This window comes from Parapedobacter pyrenivorans (assembly GCF_014636865.1).
Lineage (GTDB): Bacteria > Bacteroidota > Bacteroidia > Sphingobacteriales > Sphingobacteriaceae > Parapedobacter > Parapedobacter pyrenivorans.
The window spans coordinates 418,328-442,229 of sequence record NZ_BMER01000003.1; the positions used below are offsets into that span (position 1 = coordinate 418,328).

At 48.0% G+C, this 23,902-nt stretch carries 21 protein-coding genes and 1 other RNA gene; 12 read left to right on the forward strand and 10 right to left on the reverse strand.

Translation table 11 applies throughout. The features are described 5' to 3' along the window. Nucleotides 1-6 precede the first annotated feature (6 nt). Together IEV98_RS16635 and lpxB are read left to right on the forward strand one after the other, a co-directional pair. Complete coding sequence (locus IEV98_RS16635) at nucleotides 7-1,215, forward strand: porin (protein ID WP_188507141.1); 1,209 nt, start codon at nucleotides 7-9, stop codon at nucleotides 1,213-1,215. Continuing rightward, a complete protein-coding gene (gene lpxB, locus IEV98_RS16640) occupies nucleotides 1,215-2,342 on the forward strand; it encodes a lipid-A-disaccharide synthase (RefSeq protein WP_188507142.1) in 1,128 nt (375 codons plus the stop codon). The genes IEV98_RS16635 and lpxB overlap by 1 nt, the downstream gene beginning before the upstream one ends. On the opposite strand, the gene aroB is transcribed toward lpxB, so the two are convergent. From aroB to IEV98_RS16655, 3 genes are read right to left on the reverse strand one after another with little or no spacing between them, the layout of a single operon-like run. Then, entirely contained in the window at nucleotides 2,321-3,391 is a 1,071-nt protein-coding gene (gene aroB, locus IEV98_RS16645) for a 3-dehydroquinate synthase (RefSeq protein WP_188507143.1), read from the reverse strand. The two genes, lpxB and aroB, sit on opposite strands and share 22 nt — an antisense overlap. Before the next feature lie 10 nt (nucleotides 3,392-3,401). Next, a complete protein-coding gene (locus IEV98_RS16650; protein WP_188507144.1) occupies nucleotides 3,402-3,824 on the reverse strand; it encodes a hypothetical protein in 423 nt (140 codons plus the stop codon). A 13-nt stretch (nucleotides 3,825-3,837) separates the two neighbouring features. After that, nucleotides 3,838-4,047, reverse strand: a complete 210-nt coding sequence (locus tag IEV98_RS16655; protein ID WP_188507145.1) for an RNA-binding S4 domain-containing protein — start codon at nucleotides 4,045-4,047, stop codon at nucleotides 3,838-3,840. A gap of 246 nt (nucleotides 4,048-4,293) precedes the next feature. On the opposite strand from IEV98_RS16655, the gene gltB reads away from it, so the two are divergent. Beyond that, the gene (gltB, locus tag IEV98_RS16660) at nucleotides 4,294-8,808 is read left to right on the forward strand and encodes a glutamate synthase large subunit (protein WP_188507146.1); all 4,515 of its coding nucleotides are present in this window, start codon (nucleotides 4,294-4,296) and stop codon (nucleotides 8,806-8,808) included. 20 nt (nucleotides 8,809-8,828) lie between these two features. Continuing rightward, entirely contained in the window at nucleotides 8,829-10,295 is a 1,467-nt protein-coding gene (locus IEV98_RS16665) for a glutamate synthase subunit beta (RefSeq protein WP_188507147.1), read from the forward strand. Between the two features lie 101 nt (nucleotides 10,296-10,396). Here IEV98_RS16665 and IEV98_RS16670 read toward each other — a convergent pair whose 3' ends face one another. From IEV98_RS16670 to tgt, 3 genes are read right to left on the reverse strand one after another with little or no spacing between them, the layout of a single operon-like run. Continuing rightward, a complete protein-coding gene (locus tag IEV98_RS16670) occupies nucleotides 10,397-11,281 on the reverse strand; it encodes a DMT family transporter (RefSeq protein WP_188507148.1) in 885 nt (294 codons plus the stop codon). Between the two features lie 11 nt (nucleotides 11,282-11,292). Then, nucleotides 11,293-12,393: an LptF/LptG family permease gene (locus IEV98_RS16675; protein ID WP_188507149.1), complete on the reverse strand. Its 1,101-nt coding sequence runs from the start codon at nucleotides 12,391-12,393 to the stop codon at nucleotides 11,293-11,295. Further along, nucleotides 12,390-13,520, reverse strand: coding sequence for a tRNA guanosine(34) transglycosylase Tgt (gene tgt, locus IEV98_RS16680; protein WP_188507150.1), 1,131 nt, complete (start codon nucleotides 13,518-13,520; stop codon nucleotides 12,390-12,392). The genes IEV98_RS16675 and tgt overlap by 4 nt, the downstream gene beginning before the upstream one ends. Before the next feature lie 65 nt (nucleotides 13,521-13,585). Here tgt and IEV98_RS16685 point away from each other — a divergent pair, with 65 nt between their 5' ends. Together IEV98_RS16685 and rsmG are read left to right on the forward strand one after the other, a co-directional pair. Further along, on the forward strand, nucleotides 13,586-14,728 hold the full coding sequence (locus IEV98_RS16685; protein WP_188507151.1) for a glycosyltransferase: 1,143 nt from the start codon (nucleotides 13,586-13,588) through the stop codon (nucleotides 14,726-14,728). Beyond that, a complete protein-coding gene (gene rsmG / locus IEV98_RS16690; protein ID WP_188507152.1) occupies nucleotides 14,719-15,357 on the forward strand; it encodes a 16S rRNA (guanine(527)-N(7))-methyltransferase RsmG in 639 nt (212 codons plus the stop codon). The genes IEV98_RS16685 and rsmG overlap by 10 nt, the downstream gene beginning before the upstream one ends. A 3-nt stretch (nucleotides 15,358-15,360) precedes the next feature. Here rsmG and IEV98_RS16695 read toward each other — a convergent pair whose 3' ends face one another. Beyond that, nucleotides 15,361-15,894 carry a DinB family protein gene (locus IEV98_RS16695; protein ID WP_188507153.1) on the reverse strand — a complete coding sequence of 178 codons (534 nt, stop codon included), beginning with the start codon at nucleotides 15,892-15,894 and terminating at the stop codon, nucleotides 15,361-15,363. A gap of 103 nt (nucleotides 15,895-15,997) precedes the next feature. Here IEV98_RS16695 and dprA point away from each other — a divergent pair, with 103 nt between their 5' ends. The 5 genes from dprA to IEV98_RS16720 all read left to right on the forward strand — a co-directional run bounded on the left by dprA (nucleotide 15,998) and on the right by IEV98_RS16720 (nucleotide 19,753). After that, entirely contained in the window at nucleotides 15,998-17,092 is a 1,095-nt protein-coding gene (gene dprA / locus IEV98_RS16700; RefSeq protein WP_188507154.1) for a DNA-processing protein DprA, read from the forward strand. A 78-nt stretch (nucleotides 17,093-17,170) separates the two neighbouring features. Next, nucleotides 17,171-17,268: signal recognition particle sRNA small type (gene ffs / locus IEV98_RS16705), an RNA gene on the forward strand. A gap of 135 nt (nucleotides 17,269-17,403) precedes the next feature. Continuing rightward, nucleotides 17,404-18,246, forward strand: a complete 843-nt coding sequence (gene accD, locus IEV98_RS16710) for an acetyl-CoA carboxylase, carboxyltransferase subunit beta (protein ID WP_188507155.1) — start codon at nucleotides 17,404-17,406, stop codon at nucleotides 18,244-18,246. Between the two features lie 111 nt (nucleotides 18,247-18,357). Next, on the forward strand, nucleotides 18,358-19,326 hold the full coding sequence (locus tag IEV98_RS16715) for a M23 family metallopeptidase (protein ID WP_188507156.1): 969 nt from the start codon (nucleotides 18,358-18,360) through the stop codon (nucleotides 19,324-19,326). 91 nt (nucleotides 19,327-19,417) lie between these two features. Beyond that, nucleotides 19,418-19,753, forward strand: a complete 336-nt coding sequence (locus IEV98_RS16720) for a MerR family transcriptional regulator (protein ID WP_188507157.1) — start codon at nucleotides 19,418-19,420, stop codon at nucleotides 19,751-19,753. Here IEV98_RS16720 and fbp read toward each other — a convergent pair. From fbp to IEV98_RS16735, 3 genes are all read right to left on the reverse strand, one after another. After that, nucleotides 19,750-20,778, reverse strand: coding sequence for a class 1 fructose-bisphosphatase (gene fbp, locus IEV98_RS16725; RefSeq protein ID WP_188507158.1), 1,029 nt, complete (start codon nucleotides 20,776-20,778; stop codon nucleotides 19,750-19,752). The two genes, IEV98_RS16720 and fbp, sit on opposite strands and share 4 nt — an antisense overlap. A 106-nt stretch (nucleotides 20,779-20,884) precedes the next feature. After that, nucleotides 20,885-21,379: a metallophosphoesterase family protein gene (locus IEV98_RS16730; RefSeq protein ID WP_188507159.1), complete on the reverse strand. Its 495-nt coding sequence runs from the start codon at nucleotides 21,377-21,379 to the stop codon at nucleotides 20,885-20,887. A 24-nt stretch (nucleotides 21,380-21,403) separates the two neighbouring features. Further along, on the reverse strand, nucleotides 21,404-22,114 hold the full coding sequence (locus IEV98_RS16735; protein ID WP_188507160.1) for a tRNA1(Val) (adenine(37)-N6)-methyltransferase: 711 nt from the start codon (nucleotides 22,112-22,114) through the stop codon (nucleotides 21,404-21,406). Nucleotides 22,115-22,331: 217 nt separating this feature from the next. Between IEV98_RS16735 and hutH the strand changes: the two genes are divergently transcribed. Then, the gene (hutH, locus tag IEV98_RS16740) at nucleotides 22,332-23,897 is read left to right on the forward strand and encodes a histidine ammonia-lyase (protein WP_188507161.1); all 1,566 of its coding nucleotides are present in this window, start codon (nucleotides 22,332-22,334) and stop codon (nucleotides 23,895-23,897) included. Nucleotides 23,898-23,902: the final 5 nt, after the last annotated feature.

Below are 23,902 nucleotides of genomic sequence, written 5' to 3' on the forward strand. Positions count from 1 at the left end.
TTACGGATGAACAAGACTTTCCTTTCATGCTTAACTTCGCTTTTGATCTTAGGCACAACATTCATAGCGATGGCGCAACGTCAAAGCGATGAACGCCCAACGATTGAAAATTTTAAAGGCATTCAATTCACAGGTGATGATTCTACATTCTACATCAATTTCCGGTTCAGGATGCAGAGTCGCTTAAAATACACTTCAATCAGCGGTGAAGATTTCGGCGCGGAAAGCTTCGAGGCGCGGATTAGGAGGTTGCGTCTACGTATGGATGGTTACATCTACAACCCTAAGCTCTCCTATAGCATCCAATTAGGATTCACTCGCGGTGACCAGGATTACGATGATACGGACGTACCCAATATCGTACGCGACGCCGTGATCTTCTACAATTTTACAGATAATTTTTACGTCGCCTTCGGACAGAACAAACTCCCCGGCAACCGACAACGCGTAAACTCGTCGGGCGAGCTGCAATTTGCAGAACGGTCGCTCGTCAATGCCACCTTCAACATCGATCGCGATTTCGGCATCAAAGCTTATTACTCGCCCAAAATCGGCTCGGTGCCCGTCCACTTAAAAGGCGCCATCAGCACCGGTGAAGGACGCGTAGCCAACGTGACCGACGACGGTCTGGCCTATACCGGACGTGCTGAATTTCTACCGTTGGGTGAATTTACCAATGAGGGCGACTATTACGAGGGCGACCTCGAATATGAAGAGACACCCAAGCTATCCATCGGTGGCGGTTACAGCTTCAATGACCGTACCACCCGATCGGGCGGACAAACGGGAAAATTCCTTAGCAGCCCCCTCTCCTTAAAAACATCGTTTTACGATGCTATTTTCAAGTACAGGGGCTGGGCCTACCAGGTAGAATACATGCAACGGGATGTGGATGACCCCATCACCGCGGATCCCGAAGGGGAGCTCGCGTATGCATTCAAGGGAAAGGGCGTGAACCAACAACTCTCCTACGTGTTGAACAAGGACCTGGGCTACGAACTCGCTGGGCGTTATACCTGGATCAAGCCACATGCAGACATCCAAACCCTTGAAAAGCAAACCGAAGTCGTCGAACTCGGATTGACGAAATATTTCCGTGCACACCGGCTCAAACTCCAACTCAACGCCCATTACCAAACCAAGGACGGCATTTACCGTACCGATCACGACGGTAATGACTGGGGGGCGACCTTCCAGATCGAATTGGGGATATAATGAAATACTACATCATCGCCGGAGAGACGTCGGGTGACCTGCATGGTGCCAACCTGATCGATGCGCTGAAGAAGTTCGATACAGCAGCTGAGTTCCGTATCGTGGGTGGAGATCGTATGCAACATGCTTCCGGGCAAACTGCAGTCATCCACACCTCGCAAATGGCTTTTATGGGATTTGTGGAAGTCCTGGCCAATATCCGTACCATAAGCCGGAATCTTCGTATCGTTAAAGCAGACGTGTCCGCTTACGAACCCGACACGTTGATACTTATTGATTTCCCGGGGTTTAACCTCAAAATTGCCGAATTTGCCAAAAAGAATGGACTAAGGGTATGCTATTACATTTCGCCTAAAGTATGGGCATGGAACCAACGGCGCGTATTGAAGATCAAACAGGTGGTCGACAAGCTATTTTGCATCCTCCCCTTCGAAGTTGATTTCTATCGGGAATGGGGCATGGAAGTAGAATATGTGGGCAATCCCCTCTTGGATGCCATTGCAAAACACGCCGTTAACCCGAATTTCCTTGAGGAACATCGCCTTACCGGCAGGCCGATCATCGCGCTATTACCGGGTAGCCGCGAAATGGAAATCAGCCGGCTATTGCCCATTATGGCGAATGTGTCTCGCCTCTTCCCTGCACACCATTGCGTCATAGCCGGTGCGCCAAACTTTACCGAGGAATACTACAAACAACACCTATCCGGACTCGAACTACCCATCGTATTCGATGCCACATATGACCTCCTTAAAAACGCCGAAGCGGCCGTAGTGGCCAGCGGAACCGCTACATTGGAGGCAGCGCTGCTGCGGGTGCCCCAGGTGGTGGTATACAAAGCCAATCCGATTTCCATTGCCATAGCCCGGATGGTCATTAAGGTGCGATTCATTTCGCTCGTTAACCTGATTACCGATATGCTCGCTGTCCGTGAATTAATCCAGAAAGATTGCAATGTAGATCGCATTGCAGATGAATTGGACCTACTCATCAATAACAGCGAGTATCGCGACAATATTTTTGAGAATTATGATTTACTCATGGAAAAAATGGGGGAACCGGGTGCGTCCCAACGCACGGCAAAATCAATCACTACGTTCCTACATCAACCGACCAACTCCCTGTAAAAATCAAGGCTCTCCTTAATTAGCCCCTCCTCCACAAATACGTCGATATCGCATGCGCCGATTTTATTGAGCAACGCAAATCCGATATGATGACCCGTGTTTTTTTTATCATTTTTCATCAGGGCAATTAACTGCGCATAAATTTCCTGGCCGTATTGGTAATCGGGAAAATGCATACGGAACGTACGGATGATATCAGCCAGTGCGTCATCGTCCAACCCATTGATCCGGTGAGCTAGATAAGCTTCGCAGATCATGCCCACAGCTATGGCTTCACCATGCAGCAACGGTTTGCTGTCATTGGCCAATGAATATCCCTCGATGGCATGGCCGATTGTATGACCGAAATTCAATATTTTACGCAATCCTTTTTCAAAGGGGTCTTGAGTCACGACATCATTTTTGATGACTACCGAATGTTTGATATGTTCCAAGGATAACGCAACTGCATCCAACCCCTTCACCTTTTCATAAAATGCTTCGTCCGCAATCAGCCCATGTTTGATCACCTCCGCAAATCCCGAAACCAGCTGCCGATTATCCAGCGTTTCCAGAAATTTTGCTGCGATAAATACAGCTTTTGGCTGAGCAAAAGTACCGATGATGTTCTTCACATTATCCATATCAATCCCCGTTTTGCCTCCAACGGAAGCATCCACTTGTGATAGCAATGTGGTAGGTACCTGTACGAAATCGATTCCTCGTTTGAAAGTAGAGGCTGCAAACCCACCCATATCGGTCACGACCCCGCCTCCCAAGTTAATCATTAAGCTCTGGCGGTCCGCACCAAAGTCGAGCATCATTTTCCAAATACCCACACAGAAGTCGATATTTTTATTCTCCTCACCTGGATCTACCTCAATCACATCGTATCCCTCGAATCCAGGCATGGCGGATTGAAAAACCGGCAAACAATGTATGGCTGTATTCCGGTCAGTAAGGATCAGTATTTTTGTATAACGATTGGTGCGAATGAACGCCCCCAGCTCAGCCAATGTATCATCAAAAAACACATCGTAGCCCGTACTTGGTATGCTATATTGATTCATCAACGCTATACTATCTTGCTAACATCAATTTTAATTCAAAATCCTTCACCCGATCATAATAGGGAATATCCGAACGCCTTGCAAATTGGATAAAATTCATAATGATACTATCGCGTTGGTGCTGCGGAATGGCAGGAACGACATCGTTTCCCTGGTCATCCCATATGTTTATGCCTTTCACTCCTTTTACCGAATCGGGAAACTGCTCAACATGCATCAACACGGCTGCGTATTTCTGGATACCCTTGGAATAAGCAGCCAGCGCTGAGGGTACTTCAACGGTATCCGTTTCAATTTTTTCAACCATGATATCCGATCCTTTTTTTGAATACGTCTCAACCGGAATGACCAAGACATAGGATCTATTGTTATTCTTTTGATTTCCCTGGCAGGCGCATAGCACCGTCAATAATATAATTGCAATTTTCTTCATCCCTAACTCGTTATTATTCAATTACACGCACCTGCTTTCCACTAAACTCCACAACATCTCCCGGCCTTACTTTTAGACGTTTACGATAATCTACCTCACCATTGCACTTCACAGATCCCGATGACACTGCAGCCTGGGCCTCGCCACCGTGTTCCACCCAATTGAGTGCCTTCAGCAATTGGATTAAGGGGATATAGCCCCCGGTGATTCTATAGGTAACCATGGCGCAAATGTAAGGCATAAATACGGGCAAACCAATACCGCGATTTGACCGAATTAAGCACATATTTAACGATACCGTTCTATTATTGCAAAGTCAACAATTCAAACCACATGTTTTTAACATATTATCAATAAAAAGTATAAATAATAGGTAATTATCAATAATAATGATAAAAGATTGAAAAAAATTGAAATATTAAATGATTAATTAGTAATTTAGCAAATCGAATTTGGTTAACTAAATAGAATGACTGATATATTAAAACAACAGGAAGGGCTTTACCAATCTGATTTTGAGCACGATGCATGTGGAGTGGGGTTTGTTGCAAACCTCAAAGGGAACAAGACCCATACGCAAGTAAAGGATGCGTTAACCATGTTGGAAAATATGGAACATCGTGGTGCATGTGGTTGTGATCCGGAGAGCGGTGATGGTGCCGGTATCATGCTACAATTACCACATGAATTCCTATGGGAAGAATGCATATCACTGGGTATTCAGCTCACTGAGCCCGGTTATTACGGCACCGGCATGGCTTTTCTACCCAAAGATGCCGAAGCTAATGATATTTGCAGGCAGATCATCCAAGGTGCTACCGAGGAACGAGGCATGGATTTCTTGGGGTTCAGGCGTGTCCCCGTAAACCCTGATGGTATCGGCAGCACGGCGTTGAGCGTGGAACCAGAAATTGTACAGTTTTTTGTTTCTCGTCCCGCAGACGTTACCACTACGAAAGACTTTGAACGAAAACTCTTCGTATTGAGGCGGCTCATCGCAAAAAAAACCCGGGAAAACCAAGCGCTGACCAGCGAACTTTATATCGCCTCACTATCTTGTAAAGTCATCGTATATAAGGGTCAGCTGACCACTTACCAGGTTGGCTCATATTTTCCCGAACTTTCGGATGAGCGGGTCGTATCTGCTTTCGGCATGGTCCATTCTCGTTTTTCCACCAATACGTTCCCCTCGTGGCAACTAGCCCAGCCGTTCCGCATGCTAGCCCACAACGGCGAAATCAATACATTGACTGGAAACCTAAATTGGTTTTATGCAGGTCTCCGTTCACTATCTTCCCCTTATTTTACGGAGGAAGAAATGCAGATTTTACTCCCGGTGGTAGATGGGCATCAATCGGACTCTGCCTGTCTGGATAATGTAGCGGAGCTACTGCTGCATAGCGGACGCAGCGTAGCCCATGCCATGCTCATGATGGTGCCCGAAGCATGGGACGGAAATACCCAGATGGACCCACTTAAAAAGGCATTCTATGAATATCACGCCACGTTGATGGAACCTTGGGATGGCCCGGCTGCGCTTTGCTTCACCGACGGAACAACCATCGGAGCGATGCTGGATCGCAATGGCTTGCGGCCATTGCGTTTTGCAATTACTTCAGACGATCGCATCATTGTGGCGTCCGAAGCTGGAGCCCTCCCGGTAGACGAGCGCACCATCATCAAAAAAGGCCGGCAGCAACCCGGAAAAATCCTCCTCATCGATATGGAGAAAGGCGAGATCCTATCCGATGAACAGGTGAAGGGCGAACTTTCGGCCAGACAGCCATACGCGGATTGGCTAGACCAATACAAAATCCGAATGGAAGAACTTGCCGAACCCAGGGTTACCTTTACCTATCTTTCCAAAGAATCGGTATTCAAATATCAACAGATATTTGGCTATTCAAGGGAAGATGTGGAAAGCATCCTTACACCTATGGCAATCGATGGTAAGGAACCCGTGGGTTCCATGGGCACGGACGTTCCGCTAGCGGTGCTTTCTAATCACCCGCAGCATCTATCGAGTTACTTCAAACAATTCTTTGCACAGGTGACCAACCCACCCATTGATCCGATACGGGAACGACTGGTGATGAGTTTAGCTACTTTTATCGGCAACGCGGGAAACATCTTGGATGAAAATAAAATGCATTGCCACTGCGTCTCCTTGGATCATCCCATTTTGACCAGCAGGGAGCTGGAGAAGCTCCGCAGTATTGACACCGGCGTATTCCAAGCCAAAACGCTGCAATGTTACTTCAAAGCCAACGGAAAACCGGGCGCACTTAAGGATGGACTAGATCGTCTTTGCCGTTATGCAGAAGACGCTGTGCGTGATGGTTTTGAGGTAATCATACTGTCCGACCGAGCCATCGACTCCCAGCATGCCGCCATACCTTCCTTATTAGCGGTATCGGCCGTACACCACCACCTGATCAAAACCGGTCACCGTGGTGCAGTAGGCCTGGTAGTGGAAGGCGGCGATGTATGGGAAGTTCATCATTTTGCGTGCCTGCTGGCCTTCGGTGCAACGGCTATCAACCCTTATATGGCGCTGGCCACCATCCGGACGCTCAAAGAGCAAAAAATATTGGAGACCGACTTGACCTGGCCACAACTCGCTAAGAATTATGTGAAGGCGGTATGTGGCGGCTTGCTTAAAATCTTCTCCAAGATGGGCATATCCACCCTACAATCTTATCACGGCGCACAGATTTTCGAAGTACTGGGTATCAACAAAGATGTGGTAGACAATTACTTCTGTGGTGCTGTATCACGTATTGGCGGCCTGGATCTCGATGACATTGCTCGGGAGGTACTTAGTAAGCACCATCGGGGTTTCGTAAGCTCGCGCAACGCAAAAGATTTGCTACCTGAAGGAGGCATTTACCAGTGGAAAAGGAGGGGCGAAGCACATCTCTTCAATCCGGACACCGTACACTTACTTCAACGGGCCTGCCGCACGGACGATTACGAAACCTATAAGAAGTATGCGGCACATATTAACAACCAGAAAGAACGCATGTACACCCTGCGGGGGCTGCTCGATTTTGCCAGGCACCGCACGCCAGTCAGTATCGATGAAGTAGAACCGGCCGAAAATATCATGAAACGCTTCGCTACCGGCGCCATGTCATTTGGCTCCATATCCCATGAAGCGCATAGCACCTTGGCAATAGCCATGAATCGCATCGGTGGCAAAAGCAATACCGGCGAAGGCGGTGAAGATGAGATGCGCTACAAGCGACTACCCAATGGCGATTCGATGCGTTCTGCCATCAAACAGGTTGCCTCGGGCCGCTTTGGCGTAACCTCCCATTACCTTACCCAAGCAGATGAATTGCAAATCAAAATGGCCCAAGGTGCAAAGCCGGGTGAAGGCGGGCAGCTACCTGGCCATAAAGTGGACGACTGGATAGCCAAAGTAAGGCATTCCACACCGGGCGTTGGATTGATTTCTCCTCCCCCACACCACGATATTTACTCGATCGAAGACTTGGCCCAACTAATATTTGATCTCAAAAATGCAAACCGCGATGCGCGCATCAACGTCAAATTGGTATCGAAGGCCGGAGTAGGCACCATCGCCGCAGGCGTAGCGAAAGCTCATGCGGATGTTATCCTGATTGCCGGATACGATGGAGGAACGGGGGCCTCCCCCATCAGTTCCATCAAGCATGCCGGATTGCCGTGGGAACTGGGCTTGGCAGAATCTCATCAGACTTTGGTGCGGAATGGTTTGCGTAGCCGAGTGGTATTACAAACCGACGGCCAGCTCAAGACCGGAAGGGACATCGCCATCGCGACGCTCCTGGGTGCCGAAGAATGGGGGGTGGCAACTGCCGCGCTGGTGGCCGGCGGATGTATCATGATGCGCAAATGCCATTTGAACACCTGCCCCGTCGGCGTAGCCACACAGGATCCGGAATTGCGTAAATTATTTACGGGCAAGCCCGAAGATATCGTTAACCTATTCAGGTTCCTTGCCGAAGAGCTCCGCGAAATCATGGCCGACCTGGGCTTTCGCACCATCAATGAAATGGTAGGACGAGCACAGTTTCTCAAGAAGCGGGAGAATATTGACCATTGGAAAATAAACAAGCTCGACCTCTCCGGCATACTCCATGTTGCCCATAGCCGTGCAGGCGATAGCCTACACCAAACAGAGCAGCAAGACCATGGATTGGACATGATCCTCGATTGGGGCCTAGTAACGCAAGCTCGTAAAGCGCTGGAGAGCAAAACGCCGGTTTTCGGCACATTCAATGTAAAAAATACGGACCGGACGATCGGCACACTCCTTTCCAACGAAGTCTCCAAAATTTATGGTGGCGAAGGACTTCCCGACAATACGATCAACTACAAATTCACCGGTTCTGCCGGGCAGAGCTTCGGTGCTTTTGCGGCCAAAGGGCTGTCATTTGAACTGGAGGGCGAGGCAAACGATTATGTGGGCAAGGGCTTATCGGGTGCCCAATTGGCAATCTATCCGCATCACAGCAGCCCACGAGTACCCCACGAGCATATTATCATTGGCAACGTGGCCTTATACGGAGCGACTTCGGGCCATCTCTTTGTTTGCGGACAGGCGGGTGAGCGGTTTGCGGTGCGCAACTCCGGTGCTACGGCGGTGGTAGAAGGCGTGGGCGATCACGGTTGTGAATACATGACCGGAGGCCGCGCATTAATACTGGGCGAAACAGGCCGGAATTTCGCGGCCGGCATGAGTGGTGGCATCGCATGGGTCTATGACCATAACGGCACATTCAGGGACAACTGCAACATGGAGATGGTAGACCTCGACCCACTGGAACCCGAGGATGAAACAGCCATCATCGCCTTACTAAAACGGCACATCCATCTTACTGAAAGTAAATGTGCTACCGGTATCCTCAAAAACTGGAAAACGGAAAAGGCGTGTTTCATTAAAGTATTCCCAAGGGAGTACAAAAATGTGATGCGGTCAAAATTAGTCGAAGCATAAACAACGATATAGCAGAAAAGATGGGAAAACCAACGGGATTTAAAGAATTTGAGCGAACGCTTCCTAAGAAAGAAGCCGTAGCGAGCCGAAAAAAAACATACAACGAATTTGTACACGCTTACAGTGATGAAGAGCTGAACAAACAAGCTGCCCGGTGCATGAACTGCGGCATCCCGTTTTGCCATTCGGGCTGTCCATTGGGCAATGTCATTCCCGAATTTAACGACGCGGTGTACGACGGCAAGTGGGAAGAGGCATATCGGATATTGGTATCTACCAATAATTTCCCCGAGTTTACCGGACGGATCTGCCCCGCTCCCTGCGAATCGGCATGTGTATTGGGTATCAATCGTCCACCAGTAGCCATCGAGGAAATTGAAAAGCACATCATCGAAATCGCTTTCAAACGAGAGTTTATAAAAGCACGGCCAACACACCTAAAGACGGGAAAACGGGTGGCTGTGGTGGGGAGCGGGCCTGCCGGGCTTGCGGCGGCTGCCCAATTGATCAAGGTAGGCCATGAAGTGACAGTGTACGAACGGGACGATAAGCCGGGCGGACTGCTCCGCTATGGTATTCCTGATTTCAAATTGGAGAAATGGGTTATCGACCGCCGGATAAAATTACTAGAAGAAGAAGGAGTGCAGTTTCGTTGCAACGCCGAAGTTGGCAAAAATGTGCCCGTTACCGAACTCGAAGCTTATGATGCAGTAGTACTTGCTGGCGGATCCACTATCCCACGTAATCTTAACATCCCCGGCCGGGAGCTAAACGGTGTACATTTTGCGATGGAATTCCTGAAACAGCAAAATAAACGTGTGGGTAATTCGACCTTTGAAGAGGCCGACATCCTGGCCACGGGCAAAAACGTATTGGTAATCGGAGGCGGTGACACCGGGTCAGATTGTGTGGGCACTTCAAACCGGCACGGGGCCAAGTCTGTAACCCAATTTGAATTGATGCCTCAACCCCCGAAAGACCGTACGGAAGCCATGCCTTGGCCCACTTACCCCATGTTGCTCAAAACTACGACATCGCACGAGGAGGGCTGCGAGCGCCAATGGAGTGTCGGCACCAAAGAATTTATTGGCGATGGCGAGGGCAATCTCAAAGCCATCCGTGTGGTGGACCTGGAATGGGAACGCGACCAAATGGGGCGTCCAGTTAAATTCACCGAAGTGGCCGGATCAGCGCGCGAATTACCTTGCGAACGGGTCTTTCTGGCCATGGGCTTTTTGCACCCGCAGCATGAAGGTCTCCTCCAGCAATTGGGTGTGGAATTGGATGAACGAGGTAATGTGCGTGCCGTTGAAGGCGAATACCAAACGTCTGCAGATCGTATTTTTGTGGCCGGTGATATGCGACGTGGACAGTCGCTTGTGGTATGGGCCATATCCGAAGGCCGAGAGTGTGCCCGCAAAGTAGATGAATACCTTATGGGTTATTCTGAGTTGGAAAGCAAAGACGCCGTATTTGACTACGCTTAAGCGTAACTAAATTTCAACAAAAAAGCGCATTAACTTCTCCCCGCATTTCCCCTATGGCACGCATTACGGCAGGAAGATATCAGAACAGTGGGTATAGAAAGTCAGTATTTCTTTTGAAATCGATAACGTGCCAAAGGGTATAGAAATACAGCACAAAAAATAATTATCGCGCCGGCATAGAAGCCGGCGCTCATCTTTTCGCTTTGACCGAAAAACAACCAAGCCAATAAAATACCGTATAACGGTTCCAGGTTACTGGCTAGGGCCACACGGAAGGCACTGATCTCTTTCATAACGGAGACAGCAGCAACATAGGCAACCGATGTGCATACTGTACCCAACAGTACCAAATAAGCCCAATCGCCACTTGTTGGCTTCATGTTGTGGTCAAAGCCACCCGAAACTAGAATAAACACGGATACCCAAACCCATGCACCAAGCATTTCATAGAGGCTGATGATCGTAGCGCCGTTTTTCTTCACCAATTTCGAATTGATGGTACCAAACAACGCCGCAGCCAGTGCCGCCGCCAGCCCCAGGGTGATACCCCGGATATATGCACTTTCGAACTTAAAAATAAGGTATATACCAATAACGATAAGCAACCCCACGAACACCTCCGTCTTGGAAGTCCGCCGCTTGTAAAACAACGGCTCAATGATTGCGGTAAATAGTGTAACGGACGACAGGCACACCAACGTGACTGAAACCGTGGAAACCTTGATCGACTCAAAAAAAAGCACCCAATGCAAGCCAACAAGTCCGCCGGTAAGAAAAAACTGGATGAACGCTTTCCTACCCACAGCAAAGGGATATCCCCTAAACCAAAAATAGAGTGCTAACGATGCAGCAGCGATAAGCACGCGATACCACACCAGGTGAATGGCCGAAATGGAAATAAGATTACCCAAAATCCCGGTAAAACCCCACACCATAACAGTGAGGTGGAGAATGAGTAGGTTACGGCCAGGAGCAGGGATTCCCATTGTATTGCTTATTATTTGGGTGCCTTACGCAAAAGGTAAAAGGCAAGCAGTCCGAAAATCACGTTAGGAATGAAAACCGCAATGATTGGTGTTAATCCGCCCTTTAGCGAAAACATTGTGGCAAATTGAATGAATACGATATACGTGAAGCTTAATGCGATGCCAATTCCAAGACTTAAACCAATTCCGCCCCTTACCTTCTTTGACGAAAGCGCTACGCCCATCAATGTGAGCACGTAAGCTGCCAACGGAGTCACAAACCGTTTGTATTTCTCCAACAACAGGTCGGTCATCATCCCCGTACCTCTGGTCTCCTCCTTATCTATACGGGCATTCAACTCATTCATGTTCATTGCCGTAAAAATATTGTCATACACTTCGAAATCCCGCGGTGTCATATCCAACAGGGTATCCATGCTTGTTCCTTTGGTCATTTCCTCCTTGAGAGAGTCGATGGTTCGAATGGTATAATTTTCAATGCGCCAGTTATTTTTCACGGAATCCCATGTAATACGATCAGCCATGAGCTTTTCAGTCATCTCCCCCTCATCAAACTTTTCAAGCACGAAATTATATCCTACTTTTCGGTTATTGTCAAAATTATCGATATAGACATAACTATCATCGTCAATCTGCATGTGGGTCGAACTTTTGGTATTGTTAGTCACTGGCTTTACGTACACACGTTCAAAACCCACTTTCAATTTATTGGTACGCGGAATGATATATACGCTGAATACGAAATTGAGGACAAAAATAACCGAGGCGGCTATCATATATGGTCGTATGAACCGGTTGAAACTCATCCCCCCGCTCAAAATCGGAACGATCTCGGTTTGGTCTGCCATTTTCGCGGTGAAAAAGATTACAGCAATAAAATTGATCAGTGGCGAAAGCATATTGAGATAGAACGGCACAAACCCTGCGTAATACTCGAATACAATCTTAGAAAGGGGTGCCTTATATTTCATGAAATCATCCAGGCGCTCAGATATGTCGAAAATCACAGCCACGACTGTAAAAATAGCCATGGTAAATGCAAATGTGCTCAGGTATTTGCCGATGATATACCGATCAATCGTATTTAAATAGGATACACGCAACCACTTCATAGTTTTTCGCCCAATTGCCTGACCATCTTGTTTTTCCATGATAGAAAGTCCCCTGCCATGATGTGCGCACGGGCCTCCTTGACCAGCCACAGGTAAAAATGCAGGTTGTGCAATGATGCAATTTGCGCACCAAGAATTTCCTGCGAGCGGATGAGGTGCCTTAGGTAGGCCTTGCTGTACATCCGATCCGCCAACAGGTCGCTTTCAGTATCTATGGCAGAGAAATCCGCCTCCCATTTCTTGTTCTTGATATTGATGATCCCATTTCTGGTAAACAACATACCGTTGCGTGCATTTCGCGTCGGCATGACGCAGTCAAACATATCAATGCCCAAGGCGATATTCTCCAAGATATTAACCGGCGTACCTACCCCCATCAAGTAACGAGGTTTATCGGCTGGGAGTATATTGCACACCACTTCGGTCATGGCATACATTTCTTCTGCCGGCTCTCCCACAGAAAGCCCGCCAATTGCGTTGCCATCGCGTTCGAAGGCAGCAATTGCTTCTGCCGATTTCTCCCTTAAATCACGGTAAACCGAACCCTGCACAATAGGAAAAAGAGTTTGTTCATAGCCATATAACGGTGCCGTGCCATCAAATCGCTCACAGCAACGCTTGAGCCAGCGGTGGGTCATATCTAAAGAGCGCTTAGCGTACTGGTAATCACAAGGGTATGGCGTACATTCATCAAATGCCATCACAATATCAGCACCGATTACACGCTGAGTATCCATCACGTTCTCTGGCGTAAAAAGGTGTTTGGAACCGTCGATATGCGAGCGGAAAGTCACCCCTTCCTCCTTGATTTTGCGCACCTCGGTCAACGAATACACCTGGTAACCACCGCTGTCAGTCAATATAGGTCCTTCCCAGCCATTGAACCGGTGAAGACCACCAGCACGCTGCAACACATCCAGGCCCGGGCGAAGATACAAGTGGTACGTATTGCCAAGAATGATTTGGGCCTTAACATCATCCACCAGTTCATGCTGGTGAACCGCTTTCACTGTACCCGCGGTACCCACCGGCATGAAAATAGGAGTTTCAATAGTTCCATGCGCGGTCGTCACGATACCAGCTCGTGCCTTGGATTGCGTGTCTTTTGCCTGAAGGGTAAATTTCATCCTACTGAATATCGCGCAAAAATAGGAAAAACTAAGGGGATAAAAGTCTATATTTGGCAACTGATATGGAACTATTCAACCAAATAACCGGAAATGCATTCATCCTATTGGTGGGGGCATGTGGATTGCTTTTGGTTATCCAATTGTATTTTCTGTTAGTTGTATACAGCCGGCTCGCGTTCTACAAAAACGCGCCAAAACAAGAAAAAAACGCTACACCGCCACTATCTGTAATTATCTGTGCCCGTAATGAAGAAGAAAATCTAAGGCACAAGCTACCAAAAATCCTCACCCAGGATTATCCACAGTTCGAAGTAATCCTCGTTAACGATTTCTCAGAAGACGATACAAAATGGTTACTGACAGACTTGCGCGCGCAATACAACCACCTCAAGGTGGTAGAAATCGCCGAACATGTACGTCTCAAACACGGAAAGAAATTCGCCGTCACCTTGGGAATCAAAGGCGCTCAATACGAACACCTAGTTTTCACAGATGCAGATTGCATTCCGCAGTCCGATCAATGGCTTCGGCACATGGCCAATTCTTTTAGTGGCGGAGAGGAAATCGTATTGGGATATTCACCTTACAACAAAAAACCGGGCTTGTTGAACGCCTTGATCCGCTTCGAAACCTTTCACACGGCCATGAGCTACCTCTCCTATGCGCTGAGGGGGAAAGCTTATATGGGCGTGGGACGTAATCTCGGATATACCAAAAGTTTATTCTTCAGGGGTAAGGGGTTCGCTGCCCACATGCATATTCCTTCGGGGGATGACGATCTTTTTGTAAACCAAAATGCATCCCCGCATAATACCGTTATTTGCATCCATCCCGAAGCGCAGGTATGGAGCGAGCCCAAGACTACATTTTCGGCATATTCACGGCAGAAAACCCGACATGCAGGTGCTTCAAAAGCCTATAAGGCTTCGCATCGCCGGATGCTGGCCACCCAGCTGACAAGCGCATTTCTCTTTTATATAGTCGCCATTCCCACGGTGATCATATACCCGCAGTATTGGTATGTTATACTTGGAATTTACTTATTCCGGTTGTTGGCGCAACTTATTGTTTATTTCCCAATCATGAAGAAACTTCAGGTAAGGGGGCTGATATGGTGGCTTCCGTTTTTGGATGCTTGTTATTACAATTATATCTGTATTAACGGTTTTTTTGCGCTATTCAGAAAGGAAGTAAAATGGAAATAATCCCAAGTGTCGATATCATTTATCGCTATTTCCCAAAACTCACTGAAAAACAACGGGAGCAATTTCGGCAATTGGGTGAACTGTATCCGCATTGGAATGCGCAAATCAATGTCGTATCACGTAAGGATATCAATAGCCTATACCTCCACCATGTACTACATTCATTAGGAATCGCCAAATTTACCGACTTTGTACCCGGTACGCGGATATTGGATGTCGGCACGGGGGGCGGATTCCCCGGTATCCCGCTGGCTATTCTATTTCCGGCGGTCCATTTCCATCTGGTTGATTCCATTGGCAAGAAAATCAAGGTGGTACGCGAAGTGGCGACGACCATTGGCCTAGACAATGTAGAAGCCGATCACATCCGGGCTGAGCAATTGGACGAGAAATACGATTTTGTGGTGTCCCGTGCTGTTACCCGACTTGCCGAATTCTACCCCTGGGTAGCCAATAGGTTCTTAAAAAAAGACCGGAATGCCGTTCCCAACGGCATCCTATATTTAAAGGGTGGGGATTTACGCGGTGAGATCCAGGAAACAAGGCTTAGTGCCGAAGTGTATGCGCTCTCTGACTATTTCGAGGAAGAATTTTTCGAAACAAAACACATCGTTTATGTCCCCATTTGATAATCACTCGCCTTCGCTATTGACAAACGGGATGAGCTTTACCGTTACGAGCAGCTGACCTACATGGCGTTGGGTGTGTTCGGCGGCATGGAAAAGCAAGCCCAACAACGTGGTCGGTATCTGCTTTCTGCCCAGATAACGGGTATCGGTTAGCATGGCTTCGTCTGTTTCCGTCAATTGTATAATGGCAAGGTCCACCTGTTTTCCGAATGCCGCCACCAAATCGCCCGAACTGAGATCTGACATCCCCTGCCCCTCCCTACGGAGGTATTCAAATTGTGGGTCTGACAGTGGTTTAGCCAACGCATAAGTAAACAACCGGTCTATCACCCCTGTTATATGTTGCAAATGGAAACCTATGGACGCACTGCCGGCCGGTCGTACCCATAGCCAAGTATCATCAAATCCATCCATATACCTCACGACCTCCTCGCTCGCCTGTAATAGCGCATGCGCCACAGGTTGCAGTAGCGAAGGTACGTCTGGTATGGGGCCGCGCATCCAAACTTCTGGTTGGGGGATTTTATATTCCGGCATTCTACAAATGTAATACAGCTATTTCAATCCGACAATAAAAAACAATACCCGATAGGGTTATCTGCTATGAGTTTAAGCTTTTTTACTATATTCGCCTATCCAAATGAGCCTACTTTACCAAATAGCACTGACCAAGGTCAATGGTGTAGGGCCAGTAGCGGCACGTCACCTCATTTCCCATTTTGGGAATGCGGAGCCTATATTCTCGGCTTCCAAGAAACAATTGGTTACCATTCCGGGAATAGGCATGCGTTTGGCAGACAACATATTGGCGGCCCAGCCACTACGGGAAGCCGAAATTGAGCTCCGTTTTGTTGAAAAACACAACATCGAGGCGATTTTTTGTGAAAACAAAAAATATCCGAAGCGGCTAGCCGAGTGTCCCGATGCGCCGATCCTACTGTATTACAAAGGAAATACAGACCTCAATCCTTCACGAACGATCAGCATCGTGGGTACACGCAATGCTACCGCTTATGGTAAATCCATTTGTGCCGAGTTTATAAAAGCCCTTGTCCCCTACGAGGTCACCATTATCAGCGGCTTAGCTTACGGTATAGACAGCTACGCGCACCGAAACGCGCTGGCACAGGGGATACCTACTGTTGGTGTACTTGGGCATGGACTCGATCGTATATACCCGGCAGCAAACCGGGAGATGGCTGCGAAGATGATTGGCAGTGGTGGGCTCCTTACGGAATTTTCTTCCGGCACGAATCCGGACAAGCAAAACTTCCCTATGCGCAATCGCATCATCGCTGGTCTGGCCGATGTGACCGTCGTGGTGGAAGCCGCTGCCAAAGGCGGTGCGTTGATTACTGCCGAAATTGCGAATACTTATAATCGCGACGTATGTGCATTCCCCGGGAAATTGGACCAAGAATTTTCAGCCGGATGCAATTACCTCATTAAAACCAACCGGGCCCACCTGATCACCGGTGCCAAAGATTTGCAATACCTGATGAATTGGGAGCTTGCGCAGACGCCCGTGCAACCGAAGCAACTGGCGCTTCCCGTATCGCTTGATACTTCTGAACAACAGGCATATGCCACCATACAGACCGCTAAGCAGGTCACAATTGACGAACTATCACGGCAGCTGCAATGGCCGCAAAGCAAGCTGGCCATCATCCTGCTTCAACTGGAGATGAAAGGCATCATCGTTGCGCTTCCCGGCAAAGTATACCGGATAAAATAGACTTGCTCTAAACCAACCAGTTGAGAACGGAACGTGATTTTTATTGGTTGTTATCGCAATTTTCGCTACTTTTGCCGTGGGTAAGTCTTTTACGACCAGCTCCTCGAGAATCCCCCAGGGTGGGAACGCAGCAAGGGTATCGAGTTGTAGCGGTGCGATAAAAGTAGCTTACCCATTTTTTATTTATGCCTGTGGATCTTCCCATAGCCCTTTCGCTGCCTCCTAACGTTACCACATAACACCGATCCGCTCAACAACACTTGCATATCCACACAAGTTTATCTAAGTTTGCATCCCATAACACGATTTGCATGAGTTGGTTTAGACGTGAAAAGGCCGGGATCAGTACGGCTACCGAACACAAAAAGGAAGCACCTGACGGCCTATGGAACAAGTGCCCTTCCTGCAAAAAACCTTTACTGAATATCGAACAGATTGAAAACAAGTATGTATGCCATTATTGTAGCTACCATCTACGCATTGGCTCCGCCGCTTATTTTTCCATTTTGTTTGACGATAATCAGTTTACGGAGCTATTCGCCAATTTGCGGTCCGGCGACCCGCTCCACTTCGAAGACACGAAAAAATATACGGAGCGCCTGGAAGAAAGCTATACTAAAACAGGCTTGAATGATGCCATCCGCTGTGCGCATGGAAAAATAGAAGGACAGGACCTCGTATTAGCGTGCATGGATTTCACCTTTATCGGCGGATCCATGGGTTCGGTGGTAGGCGAAAAAATAGCTCGCTCCATTGACTATTGTTTGCAACATAAGACACCCTTTATGCTGATATCCAAATCAGGAGGTGCGCGCATGATGGAGGCCGCTTTTTCATTGATGCAAATGGCCAAAACTTCGGCGAAGCTTGCGCTCCTGAATGAGGCCAAATTGCCTTATATCTGCTTACTGACAGATCCGACGACCGGTGGCGTGACAGCGTCATACGCGATGCTGGGCGACATTAATATTGCCGAACCGGGTGCACTCATTGGCTTTGCCGGTCCGCGCGTTATTAAGGAGACCATCAAAAAAGACCTACCAAAAGGTTTCCAAACTTCAGAATTTTTGCTCGAACACGGATTCCTTGATTTTATCGTAGATCGCCGTCAACTCAAGCAGAAAATAGCGTTGTTTCTCGGAATGACCAAATAACATATCGGGCTTTTAATTTTTAACATTTTTTCACATAATAGCTTACCATATATTAGCTATTTTTTGCGCCAGTCTCCGCTAACCCATTAGTTGACCATCAAAAAAAAACGAATGGCGAAAACGAAGTACCACTACAATTCACATACGCTGAAGTATGAGAAAGTAAAAACAAGCTCCAAAATCTGGGCACTGCGCGCAGTTGGATTTCTGACAAGCTCCTTTGCATGTGCGATTCTTCTCTTGTACATTGGCTTCACCTTTATCGATTCCCCGAGGGAGAAACAACTTCAGCGCGAGGCTGATCAGATGGCGTTGCAATATCATATCATGCAAGAACGCATGAAGCAGGTCGACGCCGCACTCGAAAACATGCAACACCGTGATGACAATATTTACCGTGTTATCTTTGAGGCAGACCCGATTTCTTCCGATGTTCGGAAAGCGGGTTTCGGTGGTGTAAACCGTTACAAAAACCTAGAGCATTTCAGCAATTCGGACTTGATGATCGAAACTGCCAAAAAACTCGATTACATATCCAAAGCCTTGTATGTCCAATCGAAATCCTACGACGATTTGACCGAGATGGCCAAATCCAAAGCGGAGATGATGGCTAGTATCCCCGCTATCCAGCCCGTGGATAGTAGAAAAGCACGCGCCGGGATTTCGGGCTTCGGAATTCGGATACATCCGGTATATAAAATCCGGAAAATGCACGCTGGCATTGATTTCACTGCCCCTGCAGGCACACCTATCTACGCTACGGGCAATGGCAAGGTGGAAGCGGCGGGTATCGATGGCGGGTACGGCCGCCGGGTGGTCGTCAACCATGGGTACAGCTATAAAACACTTTACGGCCACATGAGCCGCTTTGCCGTAAAAACAGGCCAGCAGGTAAAGCGCGGCGATCTTATCGGCTACGTTGGCAATACAGGCACTTCAACAGGCCCACACCTGCACTACGAAGTACACAAAAACGGCCGGCCGATAAACCCAATTAACTTCATCTACAACGACCTCACGCCAACAGAATATGCAGCCATCCTGGAAGCCGCGTCACAGGAAAACCAATCCTTTGACTAATTGATTTGGTAAAAATTGGCGCAGATTCGCATAATAGTCAGAATGTAATTGTATCTTTGCGATAGCGAATCGCAGCTTTTCATGTCGTAATATGCCATACAAAGAGCGTGAAATAAACAAACTCTATTACACCATGGGCGAAGTGACGACCATGTTTGGCGTTAATGCGTCTCAAATACGATTTTACGAACGCGAATTCGATATCATCCAACCAAAAAAGAATAAGAAAGGAAACCGATTATTCACCCCGGAGGATATTGCGAACCTGAAAATCATCTTCAACCTCGTCAAAGACAAGGGATACACGCTGCAAGGCGCGCGGGATTACCTGCGAAACAATAAGAGCGAAGCGCGTGAAAATCAACGAGTCATCGATTCGCTCCAGCGCTTGAAGACGTTTCTGCTTGAAGTACGCGACAGCCTCTAAAAACTCCCGGGAATAGCCTCCACTTCGGACAACTGAACGAATTCCTCCACTTTCTCAACCATTTCAATGTTGCCAATAAAGATGGGTGTACGTTGGTGCAGGTCCTCTGGCTGGATTTCCAATATCCTACGGAAACCATCCGTAGCCTTGCCTCCAGCCTGCTCAATAATAAGTGCCAACGGGTTGCATTCATACATCAACCGTAACTTGCCTTGAGTGTGGGAAGACGTGGTTGGGTAGAGGAAAACACCGCCTTTAATCAAATTGCGATGCACGTCGGCCACCATCGATCCGATGTAACGTGAGGTAAACGGCCGAAGTGTAGCCCCATCCTCCACTTGACAATACTTGATGTAATCTTTTACACCTTGGGGGAATTTGATGTAATTACCTTCATTTATTGAATAAATCGTACCGATTCGAGGTATCTGCATATTGGGATGTGACAAACAGAACTCACCGATAGACGGATCGAGCGTAAAGCCATTGACACCCTTACCGGTGGTGTACACCAGCATGGTAGAAGATCCATAGATAACATAGCCGGCAGCCACTTGCTGCGTTCCCTTCTGGAGGATTTCGGAGGGCTGTACCGGCCCATTGACGGCAGTACGTCTGTAAATGGAAAAAATCGTACCGACAGACACATTCACATCGATATTTGATGATCCATCCAACGGATCGATACAAACGATATATTTGGCATTCTGCGATATTTCGGAATTGATAAAAATACAATCGTCATGTTCTTCGGAGGCCACCACGCAACATTCTCCGCCGCTCCGCAACGCGGAAATAAATTGTTCATCGGCATATACATCGAGTTTCTTCTGCCCCTCCCCTTGGACATTCGTAGTCCCGTTGTCGCCAAGGATGCCAACAAGCCCTGCTTTATTGACCTCCCTGTTAACAATTTTGGCAGCAATGCCAATGTCACGCAGAAGTCTTGACAATTCACCTTTTGCATATGGAAAATCTGCTTGCTTTTCGATGATGAATTGACCCAATGTAATCGTTTTTGTCATAATTTGAATGCAGTTAGTGTATTTTAAATAATTACTAAACCGCACAAAAATAACGAAAAAAGCAACTTAAGGAATATAAAATAAAAAACTTAGTGTAAAATAATGTTTATCTTACTGCCAATTCAATGACTTCTAAGTTCTCAATACGATTATTGTCAATGCTAAAACGCAAAAGCGTTCGCACCTTATGCCATCCTTGTTTTCCAGCTGCTCCGGGATTGAGATGAAGGCATTGTAACTTTTGATCATACATCACCTTCAGGATGTGAGAATGCCCGGAGATGAAAAGTTGAGGGGGGTGTCGCTGGATTTCCTGTTTTACCTGCAGACTGTAGCGGCCCGGATAACCGCCAATGTGGGTCATCCAGACATTTACGGCTTCACATCTGAACCGCAGGTTTTCGGGATAGCTATTGCGGATAACCGATCCGTCAATATTGCCAAAGACTCCTTTCAGTGGTTTGAATGCCGACAGGGTATCAGCTACCGCCATATCGCCGAAATCGCCAGCATGCCATATTTCGTCACATCGGTCGAAATGCGTAAATATGGCTTCATCGAGGTAGCCATGTGTATCTGAAAGTAATCCGATCCTGGTCATAACCAATCGCGAAGATAGGGATTATCAAAATGCCAGGAAAAAATCCTTCAGCAATTTTCGATATGCCGGGCTGTAGACACCTTTACCTTCATAGATTAAAAACTCGCGTTCTCCGAATTCAGGGTTACCAGTCGCTTTACCGATTGCCAATACGCACCTTATCGGCGGATGCGTCGAAAAGGAACGGATAGTTGCCGCCCCCTGCACGACCATTCCATATCCATCCTCGGCTTGCCGACCAACGTCGTTTGCCAGCGAAATAGGGAGTATCAGTTGCACCCCTCCTTTCGGAGTCAGCCATCGTGCTGAACGCTCCAGCAATTGATCAAAAAAAGATATGTCCGCGTGCCGCGCAATACGTTTACGCACGTCTTGATTTTTCAGCGAATGCAGGAAATACGGTGGATTGGACACCATGAGGTCATAATGGTATTTTGGCTCGAAGTCGCCCAACGCCACTGCATGGCAAGAAATACGGTCCGCAAAAGGCGAATTTTGGAAATTCCTGCCTGCAGTGCGAGCGGCCTCAGCATCGATTTCGATGGCATCGATGGTGGCCAATGGAAAACGCTGTGCAAGCATAAGCGCGATAACGCCGGTACCTGTACCGATGTCCAGGATACGCTTCGGGGCCTCAGCCTGAGCCATCGCGCCCAACAACACGCCATCCGTGTTGATCTTCATGGCGCAACCCGCCTGATCTACCGCAAATTGTTTGAAGCGAAATATCGACATGCACGCCAAAGTTAGCTTAATATTTGAATGTGCGGGAACCCCTGCCATTAATCTTCACTTAAGTTTGTAAAACTCGCCGATAGTTCCGAACATTGCGTAAGCACTTACGTAATCTACACACCAATGGATCTATACCAGGCACAAGGCCCCTTGATTTTGCTCCAATGGATGAGGCGCTTTCCGCTCGTATTAACGAGTCATTAACATATGATGCACCATGAAAAATTTTCGATACGGTACCGACAAGCTCACAGTGGGCACCACTATGGCACTAACCAATGGAAAACTCCATGGCACGTTATCTCCAAAAGCCAGGCATAAAATCGATCAGTCTGCCGCTTATGTAAAGAACATTGCAGCGCACAGCGAGGTGGTCTACGGGATCAACACAGGGTTTGGGCCGCTCTGCGACACCATTATTTCTGCCGAAGACACGATCAACCTGCAGCACAATCTACTTAAAAGCCATGCGGTAGGGGTTGGTCGTCCTATTCCGGAAGCCGTGGCCAAAACCATGATGATCATTAAGGCACAGGCACTGGCGCAGGGATATTCGGGTGTCCAGCTACGTACCCTCGAACGCATCATCTGGATGGCCGAGCAAAATATCATCCCCGTTGTCCCAGAACAGGGTTCGGTGGGCGCTTCTGGCGACCTTGCTCCCCTTTCTCACCTTTTCCTACCACTTATCGGAATCGGCGAAGTTTATTACAAAGGGAATATCGTATCAGCAGCGGAAGCGTTGCGGGCGCAGGGGATGTCTCCTTTGCAACTCGGGCCTAAGGAAGGTCTGGCACTGATCAATGGTACACAATTCATTGCGGCCCATGCGGTTCATGCATTGTACCGCATGCATAATGCCTTGGAAGCTGCCGATTTCATCAGTGCCATGTCACTCGAAGGCCTGATGGGTTCCTATAAACCCTTTGATGCTCGCTTACATCAAATCCGGCCATACCCGGGTAATCAGCTTGTAGCACATCGCCTATGGCAACTGCTGCACAAATCCGAAATCGCCAACTCCCATCCCGATTGCGGACGTGTACAAGACCCCTACTCGTTGCGCTGCATACCACAGGTACACGGAGCTTCCCGCACGGCCTGGCTCCACCTCAAGGAGCTTACGGAAATAGAAATCAATGCCGTCACCGACAATCCCATCGTATTGGGTCCGCATGATACCATCAGTGGGGGAAATTTCCACGGCCAGCCGTTGGCGATTGCGCTTGATTATGCCACTGTGGGCGCAGCCGAACTGGGCAATATTTCCGACCGCCGGAGCTATCTCATCATCGAAGGGCGTTATGGTCTTCCAAAACTGCTTATCCGCGATGCGGGATTGAATTCAGGATTCATGATACCGCAATATACGGCAGCTGCGCTGGTCTCCGAAAACAAAACCCTGTGCTTCCCGGCGAGCGCCGATAGCATCCCTACGTCATTGGGGCAGGAAGACCACGTCTCCATGGGCTCCATCAGCGGACGCAAGCTAAACAGGGTTATCGATAACCTCGAATATGTCCTTGCTATCGAACTCTTGTATGCTGCCCAAGCAATGGACTTCCGAAAACCACTCCGGTCATCCGAGGTGCTGCAAGCCTGTCACAAGCTGGTGAGAACCAATGTACCCTTTACTGATCGGGATCGTGTTTTTGCCTATGACATCAAAAATCTGCAGTTACTCATCAGTAGTGGCAAATTCGTACAAGAGGCCAACCGTGTCGCCGAAGCACACGACTATCACCTCAAAAAGACTGTTTATGACGACTTCAGCATTTCTTAACCAAG